At 73.2% G+C, this 15,809-nt stretch carries 16 protein-coding genes; 1 reads left to right on the top strand and 15 read right to left on the bottom strand.

Annotated elements, in window-relative coordinates; genetic code table 11:
- Window positions 1-123: 123 nt before the first annotated feature.
- The 13 genes from NBH00_RS13840 to NBH00_RS13780 form a co-directional block, all read right to left on the bottom strand.
- Complete coding sequence (locus NBH00_RS13840) at window positions 124-1,350, bottom strand: branched-chain amino acid ABC transporter substrate-binding protein (protein WP_254569181.1); 1,227 nt, start codon at window positions 1,348-1,350, stop codon at window positions 124-126.
- A gap of 132 nt (window positions 1,351-1,482) precedes the next feature.
- Window positions 1,483-1,656 (bottom strand): hypothetical protein, encoded by a 174-nt coding sequence (locus NBH00_RS13835; RefSeq protein ID WP_254569180.1) that lies wholly within the window; start codon window positions 1,654-1,656, stop codon window positions 1,483-1,485.
- Window positions 1,657-1,677: 21 nt separating this feature from the next.
- Window positions 1,678-2,487: a tryptophan synthase subunit alpha gene (gene trpA / locus NBH00_RS13830; protein WP_254569179.1), complete on the bottom strand. Its 810-nt coding sequence runs from the start codon at window positions 2,485-2,487 to the stop codon at window positions 1,678-1,680.
- 76 nt (window positions 2,488-2,563) lie between these two features.
- A complete protein-coding gene (gene trpB, locus NBH00_RS13825) occupies window positions 2,564-3,745 on the bottom strand; it encodes a tryptophan synthase subunit beta (RefSeq protein WP_367401330.1) in 1,182 nt (393 codons plus the stop codon).
- On the bottom strand, window positions 3,739-4,425 hold the full coding sequence (locus NBH00_RS13820; RefSeq protein ID WP_254569177.1) for a phosphoribosylanthranilate isomerase: 687 nt from the start codon (window positions 4,423-4,425) through the stop codon (window positions 3,739-3,741). The genes trpB and NBH00_RS13820 overlap by 7 nt, the downstream gene beginning before the upstream one ends.
- A 52-nt stretch (window positions 4,426-4,477) precedes the next feature.
- Window positions 4,478-5,668 carry a S1C family serine protease gene (locus NBH00_RS13815; RefSeq protein ID WP_254569176.1) on the bottom strand — a complete coding sequence of 397 codons (1,191 nt, stop codon included), beginning with the start codon at window positions 5,666-5,668 and terminating at the stop codon, window positions 4,478-4,480.
- A gap of 81 nt (window positions 5,669-5,749) precedes the next feature.
- Entirely contained in the window at window positions 5,750-6,553 is an 804-nt protein-coding gene (gene trpC / locus NBH00_RS13810) for an indole-3-glycerol phosphate synthase TrpC (RefSeq protein ID WP_254569175.1), read from the bottom strand.
- Window positions 6,553-7,596 carry an anthranilate phosphoribosyltransferase gene (gene trpD / locus NBH00_RS13805; protein ID WP_254569174.1) on the bottom strand — a complete coding sequence of 348 codons (1,044 nt, stop codon included), beginning with the start codon at window positions 7,594-7,596 and terminating at the stop codon, window positions 6,553-6,555. Before trpD ends, trpC begins: the two co-directional genes overlap by 1 nt.
- Window positions 7,597-7,616: 20 nt before the next feature.
- On the bottom strand, window positions 7,617-8,189 hold the full coding sequence (locus tag NBH00_RS13800) for an anthranilate synthase component II (protein WP_254569173.1): 573 nt from the start codon (window positions 8,187-8,189) through the stop codon (window positions 7,617-7,619).
- A gap of 68 nt (window positions 8,190-8,257) precedes the next feature.
- The gene (trpE, locus tag NBH00_RS13795; protein WP_254569172.1) at window positions 8,258-9,763 is read right to left on the bottom strand and encodes an anthranilate synthase component I; all 1,506 of its coding nucleotides are present in this window, start codon (window positions 9,761-9,763) and stop codon (window positions 8,258-8,260) included.
- Window positions 9,747-10,343 carry a bifunctional phosphoribosyl-AMP cyclohydrolase/phosphoribosyl-ATP diphosphatase HisIE gene (gene hisIE / locus NBH00_RS13790; RefSeq protein ID WP_254569171.1) on the bottom strand — a complete coding sequence of 199 codons (597 nt, stop codon included), beginning with the start codon at window positions 10,341-10,343 and terminating at the stop codon, window positions 9,747-9,749. The genes trpE and hisIE overlap by 17 nt, the downstream gene beginning before the upstream one ends.
- Before the next feature lie 58 nt (window positions 10,344-10,401).
- Entirely contained in the window at window positions 10,402-12,537 is a 2,136-nt protein-coding gene (locus NBH00_RS13785) for a putative bifunctional diguanylate cyclase/phosphodiesterase (protein WP_254569170.1), read from the bottom strand.
- A gap of 109 nt (window positions 12,538-12,646) precedes the next feature.
- On the bottom strand, window positions 12,647-13,510 hold the full coding sequence (locus NBH00_RS13780) for a phytoene/squalene synthase family protein (RefSeq protein ID WP_254569169.1): 864 nt from the start codon (window positions 13,508-13,510) through the stop codon (window positions 12,647-12,649).
- Window positions 13,511-13,545: 35 nt separating this feature from the next.
- Between NBH00_RS13780 and NBH00_RS13775 the strand changes: the two genes are divergently transcribed.
- Window positions 13,546-14,478, top strand: a complete 933-nt coding sequence (locus NBH00_RS13775; protein ID WP_254569168.1) for an ArsA family ATPase — start codon at window positions 13,546-13,548, stop codon at window positions 14,476-14,478.
- Window positions 14,479-14,483: 5 nt separating this feature from the next.
- Here the strand turns inward: NBH00_RS13775 and era are convergent, their stop codons facing one another.
- Together era and ybeY are read right to left on the bottom strand one after the other, a co-directional pair.
- The gene (era, locus tag NBH00_RS13770) at window positions 14,484-15,410 is read right to left on the bottom strand and encodes a GTPase Era (protein ID WP_254569167.1); all 927 of its coding nucleotides are present in this window, start codon (window positions 15,408-15,410) and stop codon (window positions 14,484-14,486) included.
- Entirely contained in the window at window positions 15,410-15,796 is a 387-nt protein-coding gene (gene ybeY, locus NBH00_RS13765) for an rRNA maturation RNase YbeY (RefSeq protein ID WP_254569166.1), read from the bottom strand. Before ybeY ends, era begins: the two co-directional genes overlap by 1 nt.
- Between the last annotated feature and the right edge of the window lie 13 nt (window positions 15,797-15,809).

The following is a 15,809-nucleotide window of genomic DNA, read 5'->3' as shown; positions in this document are numbered from 1 at the left end:
ATCCGACCGACCGACGGTCCGGAAAAGGACTGTCTGGCACACCAAACGCGGAAATTCGGCACGAGCAGGACAAACGCTCATCGGCGGGGAGGTGGTCCCCCCGGCGCGGGTGGCGCCTCGCCGCTACGTCGCGGGGACGTGCAGGACGCGCTCGAACGCGAGTCTGCCGTTGTTCACGCCGTAGGCGGCGTAGCTGCGGAGCGTCGTGTCGCCGTTCTTGTCGATCGAGTACGTCCCGAGGATGGAGTGCCGGTTCGAGATCGTGAAGAAGGCCTTCGCGACGGTGCGCTTGTCGTTGCCCTTCGGGCCGGCGAGGCGGATCGACTCGAGGGCGGCGTTCATCGCCTCGTAGCCGTACATCGCATAGCCCTCGGCCGCCGGACCGAACTCCTTGCGATACGCGCGCAGGAACCGGCGGCCGGCCGGCGGGTAGAGCCGCGCGGGCAGCGTCGGGCTCGTGACGTGGGTGGCCGCGGCGATCTCGGGGGCGAGGGCCGCGGCGAACTCGGGGGTCGCGAGCAGGTTCGGCACGAAGAACTGCAGCGTGGGCACGACGGCACGCACGTCGGTGAAGAGCCGCGCCGCGACCGCCGGTGAGGTCCCGCCGAAGAACAGGCAGTCGGCCCCCGCTTTGGCCACCTTCTTCGCCTGGTCGCCGAAGTCCTTCGCATCGATGTCGATGCCGTTGCCGTCGTCGATCTTCTGGCCCTGCTGCGGCCCCATCAGCGCGAGCAGGTCGGTGAGGCTCTTGCCGTAGGCCTCCATGTCGTGCAGGACGTAGGTCGTCTGGCAGCCGTGCGCGCGCTGGAGCTCGAGCTGGGCCGCGGCCTGCACGTCGTCGGGCTGGATGACGCGGCCGAAGGTCCGGGTCCCGGTCGGGTAGTACTTGTCAGGCTCGCCCTTGTCGGCGCCCTGCTCGCGGGTGAGGCCGACGAGCGTCGTGGCGGGTGTGATCTGGAGGATCGACGCCTCGTTGAGCGTCGGCAGCGTGATGGCCGTGGCCCCCGCGTCGAAGTCCCCGAGGAAGGCGATGGCGGTCCGGTCCTGCACGGCGGTGCGGGCGTTCTTCGCCGCCTGGCGGACGTCCCAGCCGCTGCTCGCCGCGGTCGAGTCGTCGAGGCTCACGTACCGGACGGTGAAACCGCCCACGCGGCCGCCGGCCTTCACGAGCGCGAGCTTCTCGCCGTTGATGATCGCCTGGGCGTCCGTCGCGTGCGGGCCCTGGAGCGGCAGGCTCGAGTAGATGGTGAGCGCGGTGCCGACGGGCCCGGACTCGCCCGAGCCGGAGTTCTTGCTGCAGCCGGAGACGCCGATGAGCACCGCAGCGGCGACGGCCAGCTGAGTTGCCACGACACCTGCGCGCACTGCGACCCTCCTCCTCAACGACACCGACGACAGAAAAGGGCTGATCCGAGGACGCGGATGTCGCGTCGCCGACCAGGCCCCGGGCCCGGCTCGTGTGCCGGGCGCCCGCAGCGGCCGCTACGAGGGGCTCTTGCCCGCGTTCCCCGGCAAGAACGGGATGAGCATCTTCACGGTGGCCGCCAGGAGCACGATGACGGTGGTGATCATGAAGCCGTCGAAGGCCTTGGCCCCGAGGGACCACAGCACGATCCAGACGATGAGGCCCACGGTGGAGGCGACGACGATTCCCATGGCCGGGAGATTACAACAGGGTCACGAAAGGCCGTCGGCCAGTCCGGCGACGACCTCACGCACGGCGGCGGCGGGGTCGGCCGCCTCCGCCGCCTCGCGGACGAGGCGGCTGCCGACGATGACGCCGTCGGCGCCGGCGTCGGCCGCCTCCGACGCCTGCTCGGGCGTCGTGATCCCGAAACCGAGCGCCACCGGCACGTCGGTCGCCGCCTTCGCCCGGCCGACGACGGCGGCGACACGGTCCCCGAGCGGGGCCTCGCGCTCCCCCGTCGTCCCGGTCACGGAGACGGTGTAGAGGAAGCCGCGGGCCCGGGAGCCGATCGCGCGCAGGCGGTCGTCCGGGGTCGTCGGCGCGACGAGCGGCACGAGCGCCAGCCCCGCCGCGTCACAGGCCGCGAGGACCGTCGGCGCCTCCTCCATCGGGAGGTCGGGGACGATGAGCCCGCTGGCGCCGGCGTCGCGCAGGCGGGCGGCGAAGTCCTCGGCCCCGCGGGCGAGGACCTGGTTCGCGTAACACATGATCACGACGGGCATCCGCTGAGCAAGGCCGGCGCAGACCTCGAGGACGGAGGCGACCGTCGTGCCCGCACGGAGCGCGGCGGTGCCGGCGGCGGCGATGACCGGGCCGTCGGCGAGCGGGTCGGAGAACGGGATGCCGAGCTCGACGAGGTCCGCCCCGCCGTCGGCGTAGGCGAGCCCGATCTCGAGCGAGAGGGCCGTCGTCGGGAAGCCGCCCATGAGGTACGGCATGAGCGCGGCGCGCTTGCCGCTGTTCGCGAACGCGGCCGCGATGCGCTCGGCGCCGGCGTTGTGCACCGTCGTCTCGGTCATGCCCGCCCTCCGCGGAGCCGAGCCGCAGGCGTGGCTCCGCCGGGGGCGTGCGAGCCCCTCGGCGAGCGTGTCCCGCTCACAGCTCCACCCCGCCGAGCTTCTCGAGGACCTGCGCGAGGTCCTTGTCCCCCCGCCCGGAGAGGCAGATGAGGTCGAGCGTCGAGTCCGACGGCTCCTCGAGGGCGTAGTGGAACGCGTGCGCGGTCTCGAGCGCCGGGATGATGCCCTCCAGACGGGTGACCGCGGCGAACGCACGCAGCGCGTCGTCGTCGGTCACCGCGACGTACCGGGCCCGTCCGCTGTCGCGGAGGAACGCGTGCTCGGGGCCCGAGCCGGGGTAGTCGAGGCCGGCGGAGATCGAGTGCGCCTCGGTGATCTGGCCCTCCTCGTCCTGCATGACCGCCGACATTGAGCCGTGCAGGACGCCCGCGCGCCCGCCGACGGTCAGCGGCGCGCCGTGACGCCCGGAGGCGATGCCCTCCCCCGCGGCCTCGACGCCGATGAGCTGCACGCCCGGGTCGCCGACGAAGGCGGTGAAGATGCCGATGGCGTTCGAGCCGCCGCCGACGCAGGCGATGACGCGGTCGGGCAGGCGGCCCTCGCGCTCGAGGAGCGTCGCGCGCGCCTCGTCGCCGATGCAGCGCTGCAGATCCCGGACGATCGACGGGTACGGGGCCGGGCCGACGGCCGAGCCGATGATGTAGTGGGTGTCCTGGACGTTCGTGACCCAGTCGCGGATGGCCTCGCTCGTCGCGTCCTTCAGCGTGCCGGTCCCGGCCTCGACGGGACGGACGGTCGCGCCGAGGAGCTCCATGCGCTCGACGTTCGGGCGCTGGCGCTTCGTGTCCTCGAGGCCCATGTACACGACGCACTCCAGGCCGAACAGCGCGCAGGCGGTGGCGGTCGCGACGCCGTGCTGACCGGCGCCGGTCTCGGCGATGATCCGCCGCTTGCCCATGCGCATCGCGAGCAGCGCCTGCCCGATGGCGTTGTTGAGCTTGTGCGAGCCGGTGTGGTTGAGGTCCTCCCGCTTGAGGTACAGCGGCCGGCCCGCGTGCTCGGAGAGCCGGCGGGCGCGGTAGAGCCGGGACGGGCGCCCCGCGAAGTCACGCAGCAGCTCCTGCAGCTCGGCCTGGTAGCCGGCGTCGGCGCGGGCGACCTCCCACGCGGCCTCGAGCTCGCCGAGGGCGGGCATGAGGGTCTCCGGGACGTACTGCCCGCCGTACGGGCCGAAGCGATGCTCGACGGTGCTCACGATGCTGCCTCCTCGACGGCGGCGGCCGCCTTCGCGTCCTCGATGGCCTGGTCGGCCGCGTCGACCGCCGCGAAGAACGCGGTGATGAGCTCGGGATCCTTCACGCCGGGGGCCGCCTCGGTGCCGCTCGCGGTGTCCACGGCGAACGGCCGCACGGCGTCGATCGCGGCGCCGACGTTCCCGGGGTGCAGGCCGCCGGAGAGGATGAGCGGCACGTGCTTGTTCATGCGCTCCTTGGTGAGCGCCCAGTCGAACGTCTCCCCCGTCCCGCCCTGCTTGCCGTCGACCCGCGTGTCCATGAGATGCATGTCGGTGCGGTAGCGCTCGAGGTCCTGCACGTCCCAGCGGGCGCCGACCCGGGCGGCCTTGACGACCTTCACACCGGTGCGGCGGGCGACCTCGACGCAGAAGCTCGGGCCCTCGTCGCCGTGGAGCTGGACCATGCTGAGCTGGGCGACGTCGACCGTGCGCACGACGTCGTCGAGCGTCGCGTTGACGAACACGCCGCAGATCTCGGCCGCGCGGCGGTGGACCGCGGCGATCTCCTGCGCCGCCTCGAGCGTGCAGGCTCGCGAGGAGCCCTCCCAGAGGACCAGGCCGAGCGCCCACGCCCCGCCCGCCACCGCGAGGCTCGCGTCGTCGACGGAGGTCAGGCCACAGATCTTCACGCGGGTTCGGCGCACCGCCTCATCGTACGCGCTGCCCTGCCGCGCCCGGCTCCCGCCTCCGGTGCGCCTACCCGACCTCGGTCGCGGCCGGCCGCGAGGCGAGCTTCGTCGTCAGCGTCTGCCGCTTGCCCCCGCGGACGATGCCGAGCTTCACCTCGTCGCCGGGCTTGTGCCCGCTGATGAGCGCCGAGAGGTCGTCGGAGCTCGTGACGGGCTTGCCGTCGACCGCCTCGATGATGTCGCCCCCGAGGACGAGCTCGGTGCCGCCGATCTCCGCGCTCTGGCCGCCCGCGTGGAGTCCGGCCTTCGCCGCGGGGCTCCCCGCCTGGACGGTCTGCACGAGCACCCCGGTCTTCGTCGGGAGGCCGAGCGCGCTGAGCGAGCCGTCGATCGTCAGCGAGGACACACCGAGGTAGGCACGGTGGACGGTCCCGTCCTGCTTGAGCTGCGGCAGGATCTGCTTCGCCGTGTCGATCGGGACGGCGAACCCGATGCCTATCGAGCCGTTGCCGCTGCCCCCGGTCTCGATCTGGGAGTTGATGCCGATGACGCGGCCGGCGGCGTCGATCAGCGGCCCGCCGGAGTTCCCCGGGTTGATCGCGGCGTCGGTCTGGATGACGTTGCTGATGCCCTGCCCGTCCGGCGCGGAGATCCGCCGCTGCAGCGCGCTGACGACGCCGGTGGTGAGGGTCCGGTCGAGCCCGAACGGGTTGCCGATGGCGATGACGGGGTCACCGACCTGCACGTCCTTGGCGGAGCCGAGCTCGAGCGGCCGCAGGTTCAGGCCGTCGGGGTCGATGCGCAGCAGCGCGAGGTCGGACGAGACGTCCTTGCCGACGACCTTCGCGTCGACGACCTGCTTGTCGGCGAGCTGGACCGTGACCTTCACGGCCCCGTCGACGACGTGGGCGTTCGTGAGGATGTTGCCGGCCTTGTCGATGACGAAGCCCGAGCCCGTCGCCGTCCCCTGCTGCGTCTGCGGCATCCCGAAGTCGAAGGGTGAGGGCTGGGCCTGCTGGACGACGTCGGCGCGGACGAAGACGACGCCCGGCGAGTCGCGTTTGTAGAGGTCCCGGGCGGTCATCGCGCCGCCGGTCCGGACGCGCCCGTCGGCCTGCGCGGCGAGCGGCGCCTGCTGGACGACCGTCTTCGTCGTCGTGTGCTCGCCGACGTGCAGCAGCGCGACCGCCGCGGCGGCGAGGAACCCGCCGAGGAGCGCGGAGGCGACCGCGACAGGGACGATCAGGCGTTTCGACATCACATCGATCCAAGCCGCCCGCGCTGAAGGTCCGCCAAACCGGACCGTAAGGCCAGGTAAAGGCGGGGCCGCGGCGGACGTTCAGACGAGGTCGTCGCTCGCCTCGCCGAGGAGGTCGAGCAGCGCCTGCTCGGGCGAGGGCGACCGCATGAGGCGCTCACCGACGAGGACGGCGTCCACGCCGACGCGCTCGAGGTCCTCGAGCTGCTCGCGGTGGTGCAGGCCGGACTCCGAGACGACGGTCTTCCCGGTCGGGACGTCGGCCAGGAGCTCGTATGTCCGCTCGACGTCGACGGTGAAGTCGATGAGGTTGCGGTTGTTGATGCCGATGATGTCGGCGTCGACGACCTCGAGGGCGGTCCTTAGCTCCTCCTCGTCGTGGACCTCGACGAGGACCGCGAGGTCGAGGGCGTACGCCTCGGTGTAGAGCGCCTCGAGCTCCTTCTCGTCGAGCGCGGCGACGATGAGGAGGATCGCGTCGGCGCCGGCGACCGCCGACTCGACGATCTGGTAGCGGTCGACGATGAAGTCCTTGCGGAGGATCGGCAGCCCGCAGGCGGCCTGCGCGGCCTTGAGATCGTCGAGCGAGCCCTGGAAGTGCGGGCCCTCGGTGAGGATCGAGAGGGCGGCGGCGCCTCCGCGCTCGTACGCGGTGACGATCTCCTCGACCGTCGCGCCCTCGCGGATCGTCCCGGCGGACGGGCTCGCCCGCTTGTGCTCGGCGATGACGGAGATGCCGGGCCGCGTCAGCGCCTCGCTGAACGGCCGGTCGTCGTGGTGCCGGCGCTCGGAGAGCAGGCGCTCGAGGTCGGCGACGGGCACCTTCTTGCTCCGGCGCCTGACCTCCTTCTGCGTCGTCTCGACGATGCGCTCGAGGACGGACATCAGGCCGGGTCCGTCCCGCCGGCGAGATCGACGCTGAGGGTCGCGTAGCGCTTCAGCGTCGCGGCGGCGGCACCGGAGTCGACGGCGGCCTCGGCGGCGCGGACGCCGCCCTCGAGGTCGTCCGCGCGGCCGGCGGCGTAGATCGCCGCGCCGGCGTTGAGGACCGCGAGGTCGCGCGGGGCGCCGCGCTCGCCGGCGAAGATCGCCCGGGCGATCGCCGCGTTCTCGGCGGGCCCGCCGCCGACGACGGCCTCGTAGGCGGCGTCGTCGAGACCCACGTCCGCCGGGGACACGTCGTAGCGGGTGATCTGGTCGGCGTTGACTTCCACGACGTGGGAGACGCCGGACGTGCTGAGCTCGTCCAGGCCGTCGGAGGAGGACACTACCAGTGCCCGGTCGCAGCCCAAGCGGGCCAGGGCCCCGGCCATCCGCTCGGTGAGGCCGGGGTCCGAGACGCCGATGAGCTGGCGGCGCGCGCCCGCCGGGTTCGTCAGCGGCCCGAGGACGTTGAAGATCGTGCGGACGGCGAGCGCCTTGCGCACCGGGACGACGAAGCGCGTCGCCGCGTTGTGGGCGGGCGCGAACATGAAGCCGAAGCCGACCTCGTCGACGCAGCGGGCGACCTGGGCCGCCGTGAGGTCGATCCGGGCTCCGAGCGCCTCGAGGACGTCGGCGCTGCCGGAGATGCCCGTCGCGGAGCGGTTGCCGTGCTTCGCCACCGCGCAGCCGGCGCCGGCGGCGATGAGGGCCGCCGTCGTGGAGACGTTGAAGGTCCGGCGGCCCCCGCCGGTGCCCGCGGTGTCGACGAGGTCATGGCGACCGGTCGAGACCGGGGTGGCGAAGGCGCGCATCGTCGAGGCGAGGCCGGCGATCTCCTCCTCGGTCTCCCCCTTCGTGCGCAGCGCGATGAGCACCGCGGCGATCTGCACGTCGGTCGCCTCGCCCTCCATGATGCGGGCGAGGACGGCGGACATCCGTTCTCGGGGCAGGTCCCGGCCCGACGCGAGGTCGTCGATCGCGGCGGTGAGCACGTCGTGGTCCATGGCGACCGGGAGCGTAGCCGTCATCCGGACAGGAACGCCGCGAGCATCGGCATCCCGTGCTCGGTGAGCACCGACTCGGGATGGAACTGGACGCCCTCGACGGGAAGCGCGCGGTGGCGGATGCCCTGGATGACGCCGCCGCCTCGCGCGGAGATCTCGAAGCAGTCCGGCAGGCTCTCCTCCTCGACGACGAGCGAGTGGTAGCGGCCGACGACGAGCTGCTGCGGCAGGCCGGCGAAGAGGCCGCGGCCGTCGTGCTCGATCGCCGTCGTCTTGCCGTGGACGGGCTCGTGGCGGATGACGGTCCCGCCGAAGGCCTGGGCCAGGGACTGGTGGCCGAGGCAGACGCCGAGGGTCGGGATCCCGGCCTCCGGGAAGCGGCGCATGGCCTCCAGCGAGATCCCGGCGTCGGTCGGCGTGCACGGGCCGGGCGAGACGACGACGCGGTCCGGGCGGCCGGCGAGCAGCTCGTCGACGGTCGCGCGGTCGTTGCGCACGACCGTCAGGTTCGCACCGAGCTCTCCGAGATACTGCACGAGGTTGTAGGTGAAGGAGTCGTAGTTGTCGACGACGAGGACGTTCGGGCCGGGCATCGGTCAGCTCCACCCCGGCTGTCTCGCCGCACGGCCGGCAGCCGGAAGGCTCTTCATCGCATCTCGCATCACGACCACCCCGGCTGTCTCGCCGCAAGTTCGATCGCCTGCCGGACGGACCGCGACTTGTTGACCGACTCCTCGTACTCGTAGTCCGGCCGCGCGTCGGCGACGGTGCCGCCGCCGGCCTGGATGTGCGCGCGGCCGTCCTTGACGACGACGGTGCGGATGTGGATGCAGGTGTCGAGGTCGCCGGTGTACCCGAGGTAGCCGATCGCGCCGCCGTAGCCGCCGCGCTTGACCGGCTCGAGCTCGTCGATGATCTCCATCGCGCGGACCTTCGGGGCGCCGGAGAGCGTCCCGGCCGGCAGGACCGAGCGCAGGGCGTCCATCGCGCTCACCTCCGCGCGGAGCGTCCCGGAGACGTTCGAGACGATGTGCATGACCGTCGAGTACATCTCGACGCCCATGAGCTGGTCGACGCGGACCGAGCCGTACTCGCAGACGCGGCCGAGGTCGTTGCGGCCGAGGTCGACGAGCATGACGTGCTCGGCGCGCTCCTTCTCGTCGGCCAGCAGGGACTCCGCGATCTCGGCGTCCTCCGCCGGCGTCGTGCCGCGTGGCCGGGTGCCGGCGATCGGCCGGGTCGACACCTGCCGGCCGGAGACCGTGAGCAGCGGCTCCGGCGAGGCGCCCGCGATCTGGAAGTCGCCGAAGTCGAGGAAGTACATGTACGGCGACGGGTTGACGACGCGCAGCCCGCGGTAGATCGAGAAGGCGTCGATGTCGTGGAGCTCCGCGCTCCAGCGCTGGGACGGGACGACCTGGAAGGCGTCGCCGGCGTGGACGTACTCGATGATGCGGCTCACCATGCCCTCGAACTCGGGGCGGGAGAGGTTCGAGGTGAACTCGGGCGCGACGCGGTCGGGCGCGACCGGGCCGGCGGGCGGCACCGGGCCGTCGAGCACGGCCTTGATCTCGCCGATCGTCGCCTGGGCGCGGGTGTACGCCCCCTCGACGTCACCCTCCTCGTCGTCGGCGTAGACGTTCACGAGGATCGAGACGGTGTGCTTGAGGTGGTCGAACACGACGAGCACGTCGGACAGCATGAGCGCCATGTCCGGCAGCCCGACGACGTCCGGGTTCGGGGGCCCGAGGGTCGTCTCGACCGTGCGGACGAGGTCGTAGCCGAAGAAGCCGACGGCACCGCCCGAGAACGGCGGCCCCTCGTCGAGCGGCGCCTGGCGGTGGCGGCCGACCTCGGCCGCGGCGAGCGCGTACGGGTCGCCCTCGTTTCCGAGCGACCAGCGGACGATCTGCTTCGGCCGCACGCCGATGAACGAGTAGCGCCCGACGCGCTGGCCCTGCTCGGCGCTCTCGAGCAGGAACGCGCCCGTCTCGCCGCCGGCTGCCGCCCGCAGCTTCAGGAACGCGCTAACCGGCGTCTCGCAGTCGTCGATGAACGCGTGGCGGAGCGGGACGAGGTTGTACGTCCGCGCGAGTTCGCGGACCTCGGCGAGCGACGGCGTGACCGCAGGCGCTGCCCCCTCCGCCGCGCTACCGGCTGCGGGCATCGAGGATCGCCTCCACGTCGGCGAGCGTGCGGCCGCGGCCGTGGAGCAGGACGAGCAGGTGGTAGATGACGTCCGCGGCCTCGTTGTCGACGCGGTCGTCGGTCTCCTCCCGGGCGGCGCGGGTAACCTCCTCGGCCTCCTCGCGGACCTTCTCCCCCGTCAGCGCCGGGTCGTCGAGGAGCTGCACGGTGTACGAGCCCTCGGGCCGCTCGGCCTTGCGCGCGGCGAGGGTGCGCTCGAGCGCGGGCAGCACCTCGTGCGGCGCGGGCGGCTCGAGGTCGCCGGTGAAGAAGCACGTGCGCTCGCCCGTGTGGCAGGCCGGGCCGGCGGGCTCGACGAGCGCGAGCAGCGCGTCGCCGTCGCAGTCCAGGCGCAGGGCGCGGACCTTCTGGACGTTGCCGGACGTCGCGCCCTTGTGCCAGAGCTCGTTCCGGGACCGGCTCCACAGGTGCAACTCCCCCGTCTCGCGGGTGAGGCGGACCGCCTCCTCGTTCGTGTAGGCGAGCGTCAGCACCTCGCCGGTGTTCCAGTCCTGGATGACGCACGGGCACAGGCCCTGCTCGTCGAAGGCGATCTTCACGCCCGGATCGTACAAAGGGCGCCCCGCCGGGACGGGGCGGGTCGGCCGGGCGTGGCGCTCAGCTCGCGGCGCGCTGCAGGTGGGCGCGCATCGCGACGGCCGGCCCGGGGCGACCGAGGAGGAAGCCCTGGGCGAGCGGGCAGCCGAGGCGGACGAGCTCCTCGCGCTGGGCGCGGGTCTCCACGCCCTCGGCCACCGCGCGCATCTCGAGGGCGCCGGCCAGCCCGACGACGGCCTGCAGGACGGCGGCCGACGCGGGGTCCGCGGGGACCTTCGCGAGGAACGAGCGGTCGATCTTCAGGACGTGGACCGGGAGGTTCACGAGCCGCGAGAGCGAGGAATGACCGGCTCCGAAGTCGTCGATCGCGATCTGGACGCCGGTCGCGGCGAGGGCGTGGAGCAGCGGGCCGACCCGCGCCGGGTCCTGCATCGCGGCGGACTCGGTGATCTCGATGACGATCGTCGCCGGGTCGACCCCGTGGGCGGTGAGCGTGCGGGAGAGGCGGTCGGCGAACGCCGGGTTGCGGAGCTCGCGCGGCGACACGTTGACGTGCACGGTGGGCTCGAACCCGTCGGCCTGCTGCCAGCGCGCCCGCTGCCGGGCGACGAGCTGCAGGACGAGCGCACCGAGGCGGTCGATGATCCCCGTCTCCTCGGCGAAGGGGACGAAGTCGGCGGGCATGACGAGCCCGCGGACCGGGTCGTGCCAGCGCACGAGCGCCTCCAGCGCTTGGAGGGCCCCGGTGACCGGGTCGACGATCGGCTGCCAGTGGAGGACGAGCTGCTCCTCGGCGATCGCGTGGCGCAGCCGGGTCGTGAGCGACAGCCGCTCGAGCGGGGCACTGCGGTCCGGGTCGAACGTGCGCACCTCGTTGCGGCCGGCGCGCTTGGCCTGGTACATCGCCGCGTCGGCGTGCCGGAGCAGCGCCTCGGCCTCCCCCGCGTCCGCCGGCCAGAGGCTGATCCCGATGCTGGCCCCGACGTGGAACTCGGCCCCGGACACGACGAACGGCGCGGCGAGCGCGCCGAGCAGGCCGTGGGCCGCCTGCTCGGCGTCCTCGGCGGCGGTCGCCGGATCGAGGTCGGACAGGAGCACGAGGAACTCGTCGCCGCCGTGCCGGGCGAGCAGGTCCGCGTCGCGCGAGCGGACCCGCAGGCGCCGGGCGACCTTCACGAGCAGGCGGTCGCCGGCGGTGTGACCGAGCGAGTCGTTGACGAGCTTGAAGTCGTCGAGGTCGAGGTACAGCAGCGCGACGGCCCGGCCGGCACGGCGCGCGCGGGCGAGCGCGAGCCCGAGGTGCTCGTTGAAGAGGCGCCGGTTCGGGAGTCCCGTCACCGCGTCGTGGTTCGCGAGGTGGGTGATCTGGGCGGCGGCGGCGCGGCGCTCGGTGACGTCGCTGCCCGACGCGACGAACCCGGTGACCTCGCCGTGCTCGTCGCGCATGAGGCGGTTCGTCCAGGACACGGTGCGCAGCTCGCCGTCGGGGCGCTGCACGCGACTCTCGCTGAGCGACGGGACCCGGCCGTCGGCGATCGCCGTGGTGAACCAGCGGCGCAGCTCCGGCTCGTCCTCCGGCGCATGGACGGCGCTGTACCAGTCCCCGCCGTCGAGCGACCCCTCGGGCCGTCCGACGAGCTCGTAGCCCGCGCGGTTGAGCAGCTCGACGCGGCCGGCGCGGTCGAGGACGAGGATCGCGGTCCCGGCGACCTCGAGGTAGCGGGCGGCGCTCCGGCGCTCGGCGTCGAGCTCGTCGCGCATCCGGCGGACGTTCGTGACATCGATGAGGACGCCCTGCGTGTGGGTCGGGCGGCCTGAGGCGTCACGGATGATCGCGTCCCGCTCCCAGACCGTGAGCTCGTGGCCGTCCCGGTGACGCATGCGGAACTCGCAGTCGAACGGCAGGACCGCCTCGAAGGTGCGCAGTTCCTCGGCACGGACGCGGTCGACGTCCTCCGGATGCACGCAGGCGTACCAGAGGGCCGGGTCGGCGAGGAACGCCTCGGGCGGATACCCCAGGAGGTCCTCGATCTGCGGCGAGACGTACCGGAGCGTGGCCGACCGGTCGAAGTCGGCGAGGTACGTCACGGCGGGGATCTGCTCGACCAGCCCTCGCCAGAGGGCCCCGGCGGTGGGCCGTGGCTGTGCGGTCGTGACGTTGAGGCCCGCGGGCCCCGGCTGAAGGGAACGCTGCATCGGGGAGGCGACGCTGGCACGCGTCGGCTCCGCCTGTCATCGGCAGCCGGCGCGAGACCTTGAGCGCGGGCGCCCCGGCTTGTCCGGGGACGGGCTGCCCCAGCGGCGGTCAGCCGGGAAGCAGCCCGGCGGCCGCGGCGCGCCCGAGGCCCAGCGGCCCCGGCGTCGTCCGCCGGCCGAGGACGTCGAACTCGATCGCCTCGACGCGGTCGAGGACGCGCTCGTAGACCGCCCGCGCCATGCGGACCCCCGGGCGCACGCCCCGCGGGAGCTGGCCGACGATCGTGTCGGCCTGGCGGAAGAGCGCCCGCGCCCGGAGCACCTCCTCCTCGATCCGGCCGCGCAGCGACGGCGTGGCGACGCCGAGGCGCAGCGTCTCCTCGTCGAGGCCCGGCAGGTAGACCCGGTCGAGCTCCCAGTCCTCCCGCACGTCGCGGATGAAGTTCGTCAGCTGGAACGCGACCCCGAGCTGGGCGAGCGGCTCGACCGCCGCGGGCGTCGCGTCGAGCAGGGGGGCCATGAGCCGGCCGACCGTCGCCGCCGAGCCGTCCATGTAGTGATCGAGCGCCTCCGGGCTCGTGACCCGGACGCGATCGTCGCAGTCCACCCGCATCGACTCCATGTAGCGCTCGAGCAGGTGCAGCGGCAGGTCGTGCGTGCGGCCCGCGTGCACGAGGGCGGCGAGGACGGGGTGGGACGGGCGGCGCCCCTCGAGGCCGTCGCGGAGCGCGCGGGCCCAGGCGTCGAGCTCGGCGCGCCGGAGGGCCGGCGCGGGCGCCCGGTGGCGGCCGTCGACGATCTCGTCCGCGCCGCGCAGGAAGCCGTAGAGGGCGTGCACCGCCGGGCGACGCTCGCGCGGCAGCCGGGCGGTCGCGAGGAAGAACGTCGGGTCGTGCCGGCGCTGCAGGCGGCGGCATCGCCCGTAGGCGGCGGCGATCGCCGGATCGGGCCGGATGTCGGGTCGGTCATCCACGTTGACTCTGACTACGTAGTCTCGACGGTACACGGATGACCGCGACACCTCTCTTCGACCGATCGATGGTGCTCGTGACCGGGAAGGGTGGCGTCGGCAAGTCCACGATCGCCGCCGCCCTCGGTCGCGCAGCAGCCGCCCGCGGCCTGCGGACCATGGTGTGCGAGGTCTCCCAGCAGTCGCGGGTCGCGGCGCTCCTGGGCGCGGAGGCGGGCCCGCTCGGCGAGGAGCGCGAGGTCGAGCCGGGTCTGTGGACGGCGTCCATCGACCCGGATGATGCTCTCAAAGCCTGGCTGGCGCGGCAGCTCGGGTCGCGCCCGCTCGTGAACATCCTCACGCGGTCGGACCTCTTCGGCTACTTCGTCGCCGCGGCGCCCGGCGCCCGGGAGCTCGTGACGATGACGCGGGTCTGGGAGATGAGCCAGCGCGACCGCTGGCGCAAGGGCGACCAGGGCTACGACATCGTCATCGCCGACCTGCCCGCCTCCGGCCACGCGCTCGGGATGATCCGGGCGCCGAAGACCTTCCGCGACATCGCCCGCATCGGACCGATCGCGAGCCAGGCGGGTGCCGTCGTGGAGACGCTCGACGACCCGGCCCGCTCGGCGCTCGTCGCCGTCACGCTGCCCGGCGAGCTGCCGGTGTCCGAGGCGCTCGACCTCGAGGGCCGCGCCGTCGAGACGCTCGGCCGCCCGGTCGACCTCATCGTCGTCAACGACCTCATGACCCGCCGCTGGACGCCCGCCGAGGCGGCCTCGCTGGACGGGCAGGGCGGCGGCCGCGCGAAGGGCGCCGCCGTGCGGGAGGCCGCGCAGACGGCGATGCAGCAGCGTCAGCTGAGGCGCCTGCGCGGTGGCGCCACGGCGCCGGTGCTCACCCTGCCCCGCGTCAGCGGCGTCGTCACCCCCGAGGTCGTCCGCGATCTCGGCGCCAGGCTCGCGTCCGCGCTCGCCGGCCGCGCCGGCTGACGCGCCTACTCGATCCCGAGGCGGTCGAGCAGGCGGTCGTCGCCGCGCCAGCCGCGGCGGACGCGGACGCTGAGGTCGAGGTGGACCTGCGTGCCGAGCTCGCGCTGGAGCTCCTTGCGCGCGGCGGTGCCGATCGCCTTGATCATCTTGCCCTGGGCGCCGATGAGGATGCCCTTCTGCGACTCGGTCTCGACCCAGACGAGCGCCCGCACGCGGGTGAGGTCCTCGTGGACCGCCTCGACGTCGTCGATCATGACCTCGACGGCGTGCGGCACCTCCTGGAAGGTGCGCCGCAGGACCTGCTCGCGGACGAGCTCGGCGAGGAGGACGTTCTCCGACTGGTCGGAGTTGTCCTCGATCGGGAAGAAAAACGGGCTCAGCGGGACGAGCTCGCGGAGGTGCTGGGTGAGGGCGAGGACGCCGTTGCCGGTCTTCGCGCTGATCGGGAAGATGTCGTCGCCGACCTCGAGCGTCGAGGCGTCCATCAGCGCGGTGAGCGTGCCCGCCTTGTCGAGCCGGTCGCACTTGTTCACCGCGATGACGACGGGGACCTTCGCGTGGGCGAGCGCCTGGGCGATGAAGCGGTCGCCGGGCCCGACGCCCTCCTCGGCGTTCACGATCATGAGGGCGGCGTCGGAGTCGCGCAGCTCCGACTCGACGCGGCGCTGCATCCGGGTCGTGAGGGCGTCGCGGGGACGCTGGACCCCGGGGAGGTCGACGAGCACGAGCTGGCACTCGGGCGTCGTGGCCACGCCGCGGATGGCGCGGCGGGTCGTCTGCGGCTTGTCGGAGACGATCGCGACCTTGTGGCCGACGATCGCGTTGACGAGCGTCGACTTGCCGACGTTCGGGCGGCCGGCGAGCGCGACGAAGCCGGCACGGGTGATCGGGAGCGGGCCGCCGCCGGGCGGGTGTGGGGCGAGGTCGCTCACTACCAGCTCAGGATCTCGGCCTGGAGCGCGAGCATCTCGCCGTCGTCGGTCTCGTGGTCCATGCCGGTCAGGTGCAGCGCGCCGTGGACGATCGCCTCGCGGAGATCCTCGGTGTGGGCCGGGCAGATGACGATGTCGCCGAGCTCGCGCGGGCCGTGGGACTCGCCGTCCTCGTCGACGCCGAACGAGAGGACGTCGGTCGGCCCCTCCTTGCCGCGGTACTGCGCGTTGAGCTCCGCGATGCGCCCCTCCTCGACGAACTCGACCGCCAGGTGCCCGTCGTCGACCCCCGCGGACGCGAGGGCGAGCCCGACGAGGCGCTGTACCTCGGCCTCGGGCGGGACGCCGGCGGCGAGCTGCGGATGGATCACTTCGACGTCGATCATGGGCAGACCTCGC

Origin of the sequence: Paraconexibacter antarcticus, assembly GCF_024220175.1 — a bacterium.
Taxonomy (GTDB): Bacteria; Actinomycetota; Thermoleophilia; order Solirubrobacterales; family Solirubrobacteraceae; genus Paraconexibacter; species Paraconexibacter antarcticus.
Note: the sequence above shows the minus strand (reverse complement) of the source record. Positions and strands in the feature narration are given on the sequence as shown.